This window comes from Chitinophagales bacterium (assembly GCA_041392475.1).
Taxonomy (GTDB): domain Bacteria; phylum Bacteroidota; class Bacteroidia; order Chitinophagales; family UBA2359; genus JAUHXA01.
On record JAWKLZ010000002.1, the window covers coordinates 147516 to 160460 of the forward strand.

A 12945-nucleotide genomic window follows, 5' to 3' on the forward strand; every position below is an offset into this window, starting at 1 on the left:
TCACTCCAAGCCCTCCAAAAAGTTACCTTATCAACATAACGTTCCCTTTAGCCAAAAATTCCTTCCCATCATTGTCTGTTCCCCTAATAAAGTAAACATATAGTCCTATATCTTGGGGTACAAACTTATAGTTACCATCCCACGTTTCGTTAAGGTCATTGGTGCTAAATACTTTATTGCCCAACCTACTATAAATTTCAAATGTTTCTATTTTGCTGACATTGATAGGAGTTATTCCAAACTCATCGTTTACTCCATCATTATTAGGAGAAAAAGCGGCAGGCATCAATACTTCATCTTTATAAAGCACTCCTATTGCTATGGTAGCATCATCTGAGCAACCAAATTCATCACTTGCGACAACGGTAATATTTGAATTTTGATTTACTTTGACGGATGTTTCTGGGCAATCCAAACAATCAGGTAAACTCCCAGTAGAAGACCAAGTATAAGTCACATCTCCCATACTGGAAAACCCAGTAGCGGATAATGGCAAAACTTCACCTGCTGGAATAATCGTTTTTGGTGTAGTGATTCCTACTTCCACTTCTGAAATGGTGATACTCGATGTATAGCTGTCCATACATCCATTTTGTTCGATGGTCAAAGTAACGTTTTGTTCGCCTGTATTTGTCCAAGTGTAGGAATGTGGCTCTATTCCGTCCATTATATCTCCTCCTCCAAAGTCCCAAGTATAAATAGCATCTGTATCTGCAATTCCATCAAAAATAAAAGTTATGGGTTCATTTTTACAAGTGGCAGTGGAAATATCGAATAAAGCTATTGGAGTAGAATTTGCTTGAAGCACAAATTCTACCATCTCACTTGTACATGCATCCGTATTATTAACAGCTTGTGCATAATAAATACCTGCATCAGTTGGCATAAATGTTAAACCCGATGCCAATAAATTGCCTCCTGTTGTAGCATCGTACCAATTGACTGTTGTTCCTACCTCTGTATTGACTTCAAAAGAAGTATTGTTTATTTCGTTGTCACAAATACTAATTAGACCCACTAAAGGAGTAGGACTTGAAGGTTGGATGCAGTTGCAATCTTCGACCAGAACAGTGACTGGATAAGAAGGGTTTGTACAGGGTGCATTAGCAGAGTTTAAGGTATAGGTAAAAATGTAAGCTCCCTCTGTAATACCATCAAAATCAAGGGCTGTCCAATCACTCATGTTTACTCCCGTAACATCGGTATCAGTCCAAGTTCCGCTTGTATCACCACCTGTTACCAAGCTGGTGAGGTCAATAATTGAACCATCGGCACTTACATTACAAGTATTTGCATCCGTTGTTAGGGTAGCAGTAGGAGATGCTACAACGTTGATGGTAACAGTCGAGATATCGCTCCCACAAGGGCCAGAAGCAGAAAGGGTATAGCTAAACTCGAATGTGCCAGCACTTTGATTCAATGGAGTAAACGTTCCATTTGTTGCATCAAATACACCTATGTCAAGCGTTCCAGAAGTCAAAGACCATATTCCACCTGCATCTGCATTGGTGAGTTTTGAGAACAAATCAATTGGAGTGGCATCGTCATTACACACATCTTCCGAACTGCCTGTTCCTGCACTGACCGCCGCTTGAACGGTCAGTATTTGTACAGATGAATCTGGACAACTGGTAAGTGGAGCAGCATCTAAGGTGAAAGTAAGTTCGTAATCCCCTGCATCTGCTCCTGTGGCATCGAAAGTAGTGCCTGTGAAGGTTGCAGGGTTGCTGCCAACTGGTGTGTTGGTAATTGCCCAAGTTCCCAATTCTGTGGTAACTTGAAGCGTACTCAAATCCAATGTTCCTGAATCGTTGCACAAACCACTCGTTGGAGCTATGGTTGCCACATTTGGACATGCACAATCTTGCACCAAAATTTCCACCTCATAAGAAACATCACCACAAATACCACTAACATCCGTCAAAGTATAGGTGAAAGTATAAGTACCTGTTGTCACTCCATCAAAATCAACTGCTGTCCAGTCAATTATATTTGCACCCGAACCATCCGTATCTGCCCAAGTACCATTTGTGTCACCAGAAACAATCAAACCCATCAAATTCAAAATTGAACCTTGGGGGCTTATGCTTGAATCGCAAACAGTCGTATTTGTTGTTACTTCTGCACTTGAAGGAGCGACCACTTCAATATTTACAAAAGCCGTATCGTTTTCACAAGGTGCAGTAGCCGTCACTACATAGCCAAACTGCAATGTTCCCGCACTTTGTCCATCAGCAGTGAATGTGCCATTGGCCGCATCAAAGCCGCCATTGTCTATACCTCCACTTAGCTCGACCCAACTTCCACCCAAAGAAAAACCTGATATGAATCCTTTCAAATCAATAGAGGCAATCTCATTATTACAAGCAGGTTGTGAACTGCCTATGCCTGCACTGACAGCCTGTTGTACTGTCAAGACTTGCACCGAAGAATCAGGGCAGTTTGGAATTGGAGCAGCATCCAATGTAAAAGTCAATGTGTATTCTCCTGCCGACAAACCTGTGGCATCAAATGTAGTATCGCCTGTTAATGGAACAATAGTTCCAGTCGAAGATTCGATAGCTTGCCATGAACCAGATTCGGCTGTTGATTGTAAAGTAGTCAAATCCAATGTTCCCGAATCGTTGCACAAACCATCCACAGGGGTTTTTGTCGCTACGTTTGGACAGGCGCAATTTTGCACCAAAATCTCGACCCCATAAGAAACATCACCACAAATACCACTAACATCCGTCAAAGTATAGGTGAAAGTGTATTCTCCTGCTGTCACGCTATCAAAATCAACGGCTGTCCAATCACCCATATTTGCACCCGAACCATCCGTATCTACCCAAGTACCATTTGTGTCACCACCTGTTACCAAGCTGGTGAGGTCAATAATTGAACCATCGGCACTTACATTACAAGTATTTGCATCCGTTGTTAGGGTAGCAGTAGGAGATGCTACAACGTTGATGGTAACAGTCGAGATATCGCTCCCACAAGGCCAGAAGCAGAAAGGGTATAGCTAAACTCGAATGTGCCAGTACTTTGATTCAATGGAGTAAACGTTCCATTTGTTGCATCAAATACACCTATGTCAAGCGTTCCAGAAGTCAAAGACCATATTCCACCTGCATCTGCATTGGTGAGTTTTGAGAACAAATCAATTGGAGTGGCATCGTCATTACACACATCTTCCGAACTGCCTGTTCCTGCACTGACCGCCGCTTGAACGGTCAGTATTTGTACAGATGAATCTGGACAACTGGTAAGTGGAGCAGCATCTAAGGTGAAAGTAAGTTCGTAATCCCCTGCATCTGCTCCTGTGGCATCGAAAGTAGTGCCTGTGAAGGTTGCAGGGTTGCTGCCAACTGGTGTGTTGGTAATTGCCCAAGTTCCCAATTCTGTGGTAACTTGAAGCGTACTCAAATCCAATGTTCCTGAATCGTTGCACAAACCACTCGTTGGAGCTATGGTTGCCACATTTGGACATGCACAATCTTGCACCAAAATTTCCACCTCATAAGAAACATCACCACAAATACCACTAACATCCGTCAAAGTATAGGTGAAAGTATAAGTACCTGTTGTCACTCCATCAAAATCAACTGCTGTCCAGTCAATTATATTTGCACCCGAACCATCCGTATCTGCCCAAGTACCATTTGAATCACCACCTGTTACCAAGCTGGTGAGGTCAATAATTGAACCATCGGCACTTACATTACAAGTATTTGCATCCGTTGTTAGGGTAGCAGTAGGAGATGCTACAACGTTGATGGTAACAGTCGAGATATCGCTCCCACAAGGGCCAGAAGCAGAAAGGGTATAGCTAAACTCGAATGTGCCAGCACTTTGATTCAATGGAGTAAACGTTCCATTTGTTGCATCAAATACACCTATGTCAAGCGTTCCAGAAGTCAAAGACCATATTCCACCTGCATCTGCATTGGTGAGTTTTGAGAACAAATCAATTGGAGTGGCATCGTCATTACACACATCTTCCGAACTGCCTGTTCCTGCACTGACCGCCGCTTGAACGGTCAGTATTTGTACAGATGAATCTGGACAACTGGTAAGTGGAGCAGCATCTAAGGTGAAAGTAAGTTCGTAATCCCCTGCATCTGCTCCTGTGGCATCGAAAGTAGTGCCTGTGAAGGTTGCAGGGTTGCTGCCAACTGGTGTGTTGGTAATTGCCCAAGTTCCCAATTCTGTGGTAACTTGAAGCGTACTCAAATCCAATGTTCCTGAATCGTTGCACAAACCACTCGTTGGAGCTATGGTTGCCACATTTGGACATGCACAATCTTGCACCAAAATTTCCACCTCATAAGAAACATCACCACAAATACCACTAACATCCGTCAAAGTATAGGTGAAAGTATAAGTACCTGTTGTCACTCCATCAAAATCAACTGCTGTCCAGTCAATTATATTTGCACCCGAACCATCCGTATCTGCCCAAGTACCATTTGAATCACCACCTGTTACCAAGCTGGTGAGGTCAATAATTGAACCATCGGCACTTACATTACAAGTATTTGCATCCGTTGTTAGGGTAGCAGTAGGAGATGCTACAACGTTGATGGTAACAGTCGAGATATCGCTCCCACAAGGGCCAGAAGCAGAAAGGGTATAGCTAAACTCGAATGTGCCAGCACTTTGATTCAATGGAGTAAACGTTCCATTTGTTGCATCAAATACACCTATGTCAAGCGTTCCAGAAGTCAAAGACCATATTCCACCTGCATCTGCATTGGTGAGTTTTGAGAACAAATCAATTGGAGTGGCATCGTCATTACACACATCTTCCGAACTGCCTGTTCCTGCACTGACCGCCGCTTGAACGGTCAGTATTTGTACAGATGAATCTGGACAACTGGTAAGTGGAGCAGCATCTAAGGTGAAAGTAAGTTCGTAATCCCCTGCATCTGCTCCTGTGGCATCGAAAGTAGTGCCTGTGAAGGTTGCAGGGTTGCTGCCAACTGGTGTGTTGGTAATTGCCCAAGTTCCCAATTCTGTGGTAACTTGAAGCGTACTCAAATCCAATGTTCCTGAATCGTTGCACAAACCACTCGTTGGAGCTATGGTTGCCACATTTGGACATGCACAATCTTGCACCAAAATTTCCACCTCATAAGAAACATCACCACAAATACCACTAACATCCGTCAAAGTATAGGTGAAAGTATAAGTACCTGTTGTCACTCCATCAAAATCAACTGCTGTCCAGTCAATTATATTTGCACCCGAACCATCCGTATCTGCCCAAGTACCATTTGTGTCACCAGAAACAATCAAACCCATCAAATTCAAAATTGAACCTTGGGGGCTTATGCTTGAATCGCAAACAGTCGTATTTGTTGTTACTTCTGCACTTGAAGGAGCGACCACTTCAATATTTACAAAAGCCGTATCGTTTTCACAAGGTGCAGTAGCCGTCACTACATAGCCAAACTGCAATGTTCCCGCACTTTGTCCATCAGCAGTGAATGTGCCATTGGCCGCATCAAAGCCGCCATTGTCTATACCTCCACTTAGCTCGACCCAACTTCCACCCAAAGAAAAACCTGATATGAATCCTTTCAAATCAATAGAGGCAATCTCATTATTACAAGCAGGTTGTGAACTGCCTATGCCTGCACTGACAGCCTGTTGTACTGTCAAGACTTGCACCGAAGAATCAGGGCAGTTTGGAATTGGAGCAGCATCCAATGTAAAAGTCAATGTGTATTCTCCTGCCGACAAACCTGTGGCATCAAATGTAGTATCGCCTGTTAATGGAACAATAGTTCCAGTCGAAGATTCGATAGCTTGCCATGAACCAGATTCGGCTGTTGATTGTAAAGTAGTCAAATCCAATGTTCCCGAATCGTTGCACAAACCATCCACAGGGGTTTTTGTCGCTACGTTTGGACAGGCGCAATTTTGCACCAAAATCTCGACCCCATAAGAAACATCACCACAAATACCACTAACATCCGTCAAAGTATAGGTGAAAGTGTATTCTCCTGCTGTCACGCTATCAAAATCAACGGCTGTCCAATCACCCATATTTGCACCCGAACCATCCGTATCTACCCAAGTACCATTTGTGTCACCAGAAACAATCAAACCCATCAAATTCAAAATTGAACCTTGGGGGCTTATGCTTGAATCGCAAACAGTCGTATTTGTTGTTACTTCTGCACTTGAAGGAGCGACCACTTCAATATTTACAAAAGCCGTATCGTTTTCACAAGGTGCAGTAGCCGTCACTACATAGCCAAACTGCAATGTTCCCGCACTTTGTCCATCAGCAGTGAATGTGCCATTGGCCGCATCAAAGCCGCCATTGTCTATACCTCCACTTAGCTCGACCCAACTTCCACCCAAAGAAAAACCTGATATGAATCCTTTCAAATCAATAGAGGCAATCTCATTATTACAAGCAGGTTGTGAACTGCCTATGCCTGCACTGACAGCCTGTTGTACTGTCAAGACTTGCACCGAAGAATCAGGGCAGTTTGGAATTGGAGCAGCATCCAATGTAAAAGTCAATGTGTATTCTCCTGCCGACAAACCTGTGGCATCAAATGTAGTATCGCCTGTTAATGGAACAATAGTTCCAGTCGAAGATTCGATAGCTTGCCATGAACCAGATTCGGCTGTTGATTGTAAAGTAGTCAAATCCAATGTTCCCGAATCGTTGCACAAACCATCCACAGGGGTTTTTGTCGCTACGTTTGGACAGGCGCAATTTTGCACCAAAATCTCGACCCCATAAGAAACATCACCACAAATACCACTAACATCCGTCAAAGTATAGGTGAAAGTGTATTCTCCTGCTGTCACGCTATCAAAATCAACTGCTGTCCAGTCAATTATATTTGCACCCGAACCATCCGTATCTGCCCAAGTACCATTTGTGTCACCAGAAACAATCAAACCCATCAAATTCAAAATTGAACCTTGGGGGCTTATGCTTGAATCGCAAACAGTCGTATTTGTTGTTACTTCTGCACTTGAAGGAGCGACCACTTCAATATTTACAAAAGCTGTATCGTTTTCACAAGGTGCAGTAGCCGTCACTACATAGCCAAACTGCAATGTTCCCGCACTTTGTCCATCAGCAGTGAATGTGCCATTGGCCGCATCAAAGCCGCCATTGTCTATACCTCCACTTAGCTCGACCCAACTTCCACCCAAAGAAAAACCTGATATGAATCCTTTCAAATCAATAGAGGCAATCTCATTATTACAAGCAGGTTGTGAACTGCCTATGCCTGCACTGACAGCCTGTTGTACTGTCAAGACTTGCACCGAAGAATCAGGGCAGTTTGGAATTGGAGCAGCATCCAATGTAAAAGTCAATGTGTATTCTCCTGCCGACAAACCTGTGGCATCAAATGTAGTATCGCCTGTTAATGGAACAATAGTTCCAGTCGAAGATTCGATAGCTTGCCATGAACCAGATTCGGCTGTTGATTGTAAAGTAGTCAAATCCAATGTTCCTGAACCGTTGCACAAACCACTCGTTGGAGCTATGGTTGCCACATTTGGACATGCACAATCTTGCACCAAAATTTCCACCTCATAAGAAACATCACCACAAATACCACTAACATCCGTCAAAGTATAGGTGAAAGTATAAGTACCTGTTGTCACTCCATCAAAATCAACTGCTGTCCAGTCAATTATATTTGCACCCGAACCATCCGTATCTGCCCAAGTACCATTTGTATCACCACCCGTTACCAAGCTGGTGAGGTCAATAATTGAACCATCGGCACTTGCATTACAAGTATTTGCATCCGTTGTTAGGGTAGTAGTAGGAGATGCTACAACGTTGATGGTAACAGTCGAGATATCGCTCCCACAAGGGCCAGAAGCAGAAAGGGTATAATCAAACTCGAATGTGCCAGCACTTTGATTCAATGGGGTAAACGTTCCATTTGTTGCATCAAATACACCTATGTCAAGCGTTCCAGAAGTCAAAGACCATATTCCACCTGCATCTGCATTGGTGAGTTTTGAGAACAAATCAATTGGAGTGGCATCGTCATTACACACATCTTCCGAACTGCCTGTTCCTGCACTGACCGCCGCTTGAACGGTCAGTATTTGTACAGATGAATCTGGACAACTGGTAAGTGGAGCAGCATCTAAGGTGAAAGTAAGTTCGTAATCCCCTGCATCTGCTCCTGTGGCATCGAAAGTAGTGCCTGTGAAGGTTGCAGGGTTGCTGCCAACTGGTGTGTTGGTAATTGCCCAAGTTCCCAATTCTGTGGTAACTTGAAGCGTACTCAAATCCAATGTTCCTGAATCGTTGCACAAACCACTCGTTGGAGCTATGGTTGCCACATTTGGACATGCACAATCTTGCACCAAAATTTCCACCTCATAAGAAACATCACCACAAATACCACTAACATCCGTCAAAGTATAGGTGAAAGTATAAGTACCTGTTGTCACTCCATCAAAATCAACTGCTGTCCAGTCAATTATATTTGCACCCGAACCATCCGTATCTGCCCAAGTACCATTTGTATCACCACCTGTTACCAAGCTGGTGAGGTCAATAATTGAACCATCGGCACTTGCATTACAAGTATTTGCATCCGTTGTTAGGGTAGCAGTAGGAGATGCTACAACGTTGATGGTAACAGTCGAGATATCGCTCCCACAAGGCCAGAAGCAGAAAGGGTATAGCTAAACTCGAATGTGCCAGCACTTTGATTCAATGGAGTAAACGTTCCATTTGTTGCATCAAATACACCTATGTCAAGCGTTCCAGAAGTCAAAGACCATATTCCACCTGCATCTGCATTGGTGAGTTTTGAGAACAAATCAATTGGAGTGGCATCGTCATTACAAGCTGTTGTATTTTGCCCTGTTCCCGCACTGAGCGCACCTTCAATGGTTATTTCTACTGTTGAAGTGGCATTACTACAAGGTGTATTACCCGTGACAGTATAGGTAAATTCCAATATATCTGCTGTTTGACCTAAAGGAACGAACGTAGCAGTTGTAGCATCAAAAATACCTCCATTTATTGTTCCAGAGGTTTGCGTCCAATTCCTCCTGTATCTGCGCCTGTCAAAAGTCCATTCAAATCAATTGAAGTAACATCATCACTACAAGCTGTTGTGTTTTGTCCTGTTCCCGCATTCGGTGTATCTTCAATGGTTATTTCTACTGTTGAAGTGGCATTACTACAAGGTGTATTACCCGTGACAGTATAGGTAAATTCCAATATACCTGCGGATTGACCCAAAGGGTTAAAAGTACCATTCAGATCATCAAAAACACCTCCGTTAATTGTTCCAGAGGTTTGCGTCCAATTCCCTCCTGTATCTGCGCCTGTCAAAAGTCCATTCAAATCAATTGAAGTAACATCATCACTACAAGCTGTTGTGTTTTGTCCTGTTCCCGCATTCGGTGTATCTTCAATGGTTATTTCTACTGTTGAAGTGGCATTACTACAAGGTGTATTACCCGTGACAGTATAGATAAATTCCAATATACCTGCGGATTGACCCAAAGGGTTAAAAGTACCATTCAGATCATCAAAAACACCTCCGTTAATTGTTCCAGAGGTTTGCGTCCAATTCCTCCTGTATCTGCGCCTGTCAAAAGTCCATTCAAATCAATTGAAGTAACATCATCACTACAAGCTGTTGTGTTTTGTCCTGTTCCCGCATTCGGTGTATCTTCAATGGTTATTTCTACTGTTGAAGTGGCATTACTACAAGGTGTATTACCCGTGACAGTATAGGTAAATTCCAATATACCTGCGGATTGACCCAAAGGGTTAAAAGTACCATTCAGATCATCAAAAACACCTCCGTTAATTGTTCCCGATGTCAATTTCCAAATTCCTCCACTATCTGCATCTGCAAGCAATGAAGACAACAGTATGGCAGTGGCATCATTGTTACAAACACTTAAATCGGATGAACTTCCTGCATCAACAGGCTCAACAACAACAATAGTGATGGAGGCACTTTGGTTGCAGCCTGGCGGAGGAGGCATGTCTAAGGTAAAGGTCAGTGTATAATCCCCTGCATCTGCGCCCGTGGCATCAAACATAGAATCAACCAATGAGGCAGGATTTGTGCCTATAGGTGTAGATGCCATAGACCAATTTCCCGATGAATTGGTAAGTTGTATCGCATTGTCTGACAAATCAATCAAAGCTGCATCGGCACATAATGGACCAGGTGCCAATATGGCTATACTTGGGCAGTTGCAATCTTCGATGATAAGTGTAATGGAATACACCTGTTCTGAACAGGGTGGATCAGCGCTGTTGGTGGTATAGTCAAACTGATAGGAATTGGGAGTAATTCCGTCAAAATTTACTGAAGTCAAGTCACTCATATCCACTCCAGAAGCACCTACATCGTTCCATGTTCCGCCTGCATCACCAGCAGTGATCAAAGCACTAAAGTTTACAATTGAGCCACCTGCAGTTGTATTACATATTGGGGCAGGATTGTTCAGTGTAGCCGTTGGAGGTTCATTGACCGTAACTTCTGTACTGACCAATTCCGATTCACAGCCATCTACCGTCACTATCAATTCATAAGTTCCTGCATTGGTCGCATCCACATTGTTGATAAGTGGGTCTTCTTGGATAGAACTAAAACTTGGGCCTGTCCAATTGTAGGTGACAGTTGTTCCTCCAATATCTGAACTGCCGAGTAATTGCAAATCGCCGTCAATACACGCACCATTATTGCTTGCGGTTGCAACGGGAACGGCATTGACGATTACAGAAGTGGTTGCGCCTTGTGATACACAGTCATTAACTGTGATGGTCACGCTATAATCACCTGCACTGGCAGCATCTGCATTGGAAACAATTGGATTTTGTTCGGTGGAGCTAAAGCTATTGGGGCCACTCCATTGATAGGTGGCAGTAGCACCTGTGGTGGAGGTGTTGCTGTTCAATTGTACATCTGCACCCATACAAGCAGGGCTGTCATTGGTGGCGGTTGCCAATGGAACGGCATTGACGATTACAGAAGTCATTGCGCCTTGTGATACACAGTCATCAACTGTGATGGTCACGCTATAATCACCTGCACTGGCAGCATCTGCATTGGAAACAATTGGATTTTGTTCGGTGGAACTAAAGCTATTGGGTCCACTCCATTGATAGGATACAGTAGCACCTGTTGCGGAGGTGTTGCTGTTCAGTTGTACATCTGCACCCATACAAGCAGGGCTGTCATTGGTGGCGGTTGCAACGGGAACGGCATTGACGATTACAGAAGTCATTGCGCCTTGTGACACACAGTCATCAACTGTGATGGTCACGCTATAATCACCTGTACTGGCAGCATCTGCATTGGAAACAATTGGATTTTGTTCGGTGGAGCTAAAGCTATTGGGGCCACTCCATTGATAGGTGACAGTAGCACCTGTTGTGGAGGTATTGCTGTTCAATTGTACATCTGCACCCATGCAAGTAGGGCTGTCATTGGTGGCGGTTGCCAATGGAACGGCATTGACGATTACAGAAGTGGTTGCGCCTTGTGATACACAACCATCAACTGTGATGGTCACGCTATAATCACCTGTACTGGCAGCATCTGCATTGGAAACAATTGGATTTTGTTCGGTGGAGCTAAAGCTATTGGGGCCACTCCATTGATAGGTGACAGTAGTACCTGTTGTGGAGGTATTGCTGTTCAATTGTACATCTGCACCCATGCAAGTAGGGCTGTCATTGGTGGCGGTTGCCAATGGAACGGCATTGACGATTACAGAAGTGGTTGCGCCTTCAGATACGCAACCATCAACTGTAATGGTCACGCTATAATCACCTGTACTGGCAGCATCTGCATTGGAAACAATTGGATTTTGTTCGGTGGAGCTAAAGCTATTGGTACACTCCATTGATAGGTGACAGTAGCACCTGTTGTGGAGGTATTGCTGTTCAATTGTACATCTGCACCCATGCAAGTAGGGCTGTCATTGGTGGCGGTTGCCAATGGAACGGCATTGACGATTACAGAAGTGGTTGCGCCTTGTGATACACAACCATCAACTGTGATGGTCACGCTATAATCACCTGTACTGGCAGCATCTGCATTGGAAACAATTGGATTTTGTTCGGTGGAGCTAAAGCTGCACTCCATTGATAGGTGACAGTAGTGCCTGTTGTAGCGGTGTTGCTGTTCAATTGTACATCTGCACCCATGCAAGCAGGGCTGTCATTGGTGGCGGTTGCCAATGGAACGGCATTGACGATTACAGAAGTCATTGCACCTTGTGATACACAACCATCAACTGTGATGGTCACGCTATAATCACCTGTACTGGCAGCATCTGCATTGGAAACAATTGGATTTTGTTCGGTGGAGCTAAAGCTATTGGTACTACTCCATTGATAGGTGACAGTAGCACCACCTGTTGTGGAGGTATTGCTGTTCAATTGTACATCTGCACCCATGCAAGTAGGGCTGTCATTGGTGGCGGTTGCCAATGGAACGGCATTGACGATTACAGAAGTGGTTGCGCATTGACGATTCAGAAGTTGTTGATACACAACCATCAACTGTGATGGTCACGCTATAATCACCTGTACTGGCAGCATCTGCATTGGAAACAATTGGATTTTGTTCGGTGGAGCTAAAGCTATTGGTACTCCATTGATAGGTGACAGTAGTACCTGTTGTGGAGGTATTGCTGTTCAATTGTACATCTGCACCCATGCAAGTAGGGCTGTCATTGGTGGCGGTTGCCAATGGAACGGCATTGACGATTACAGAAGTGGTTGCGCCTTGTGATACGCAACCATCAACTGTGATGGTCACGCTATAATCACCTGTACTGGCAGCATCTGCATTGGAAACAATTGGATTTTGTTCGGTGGAGCTAAAGCTCACTCCATTGATAGGTGACAGTAGTACCTGTTGTGGAGTGTATTGCTGTTCAATTGTACATCTGCACCCATGCAAGCAGGGCTGTCAT

At 44.0% G+C, this 12945-nt stretch carries 8 protein-coding genes; all 8 read right to left on the minus strand.

Translation table 11 applies throughout. From position 1 onward, the window contains the following. Nucleotides 1-22: 22 nt before the first annotated feature. The 8 genes from R3E32_14140 to R3E32_14175 all read right to left on the minus strand — a co-directional run bounded on the left by R3E32_14140 (nt 23) and on the right by R3E32_14175 (nt 12932). Nucleotides 23-2863, minus strand: a complete 2841-nt coding sequence (locus R3E32_14140; protein ID MEZ4885869.1) for a gliding motility-associated C-terminal domain-containing protein — start codon at nt 2861-2863, stop codon at nt 23-25. 80 nt (nt 2864-2943) lie between these two features. Continuing rightward, on the minus strand, nt 2944-8529 hold the full coding sequence (locus R3E32_14145) for a hypothetical protein (GenBank protein MEZ4885870.1): 5586 nt from the start codon (nt 8527-8529) through the stop codon (nt 2944-2946). Between the two features lie 80 nt (nt 8530-8609). Further along, nucleotides 8610-8951 carry a hypothetical protein gene (locus tag R3E32_14150; GenBank protein ID MEZ4885871.1) on the minus strand — a complete coding sequence of 114 codons (342 nt, stop codon included), beginning with the start codon at nt 8949-8951 and terminating at the stop codon, nt 8610-8612. Between the two features lie 62 nt (nt 8952-9013). Next, nucleotides 9014-9484 (minus strand): hypothetical protein, encoded by a 471-nt coding sequence (locus tag R3E32_14155; protein ID MEZ4885872.1) that lies wholly within the window; start codon nt 9482-9484, stop codon nt 9014-9016. A 38-nt stretch (nt 9485-9522) separates the two neighbouring features. Then, a complete protein-coding gene (locus R3E32_14160) occupies nt 9523-11868 on the minus strand; it encodes a hypothetical protein (GenBank protein MEZ4885873.1) in 2346 nt (781 codons plus the stop codon). Next, nucleotides 11781-12032, minus strand: a complete 252-nt coding sequence (locus tag R3E32_14165) for a hypothetical protein (protein MEZ4885874.1) — start codon at nt 12030-12032, stop codon at nt 11781-11783. Before R3E32_14165 ends, R3E32_14160 begins: the two co-directional genes overlap by 88 nt. Then, complete coding sequence (locus tag R3E32_14170) at nt 12029-12457, minus strand: hypothetical protein (protein MEZ4885875.1); 429 nt, start codon at nt 12455-12457, stop codon at nt 12029-12031. Before R3E32_14170 ends, R3E32_14165 begins: the two co-directional genes overlap by 4 nt. Then, nucleotides 12438-12932: a hypothetical protein gene (locus tag R3E32_14175; GenBank protein ID MEZ4885876.1), complete on the minus strand. Its 495-nt coding sequence runs from the start codon at nt 12930-12932 to the stop codon at nt 12438-12440. The genes R3E32_14170 and R3E32_14175 overlap by 20 nt, the downstream gene beginning before the upstream one ends. Nucleotides 12933-12945 lie beyond the last annotated feature (13 nt).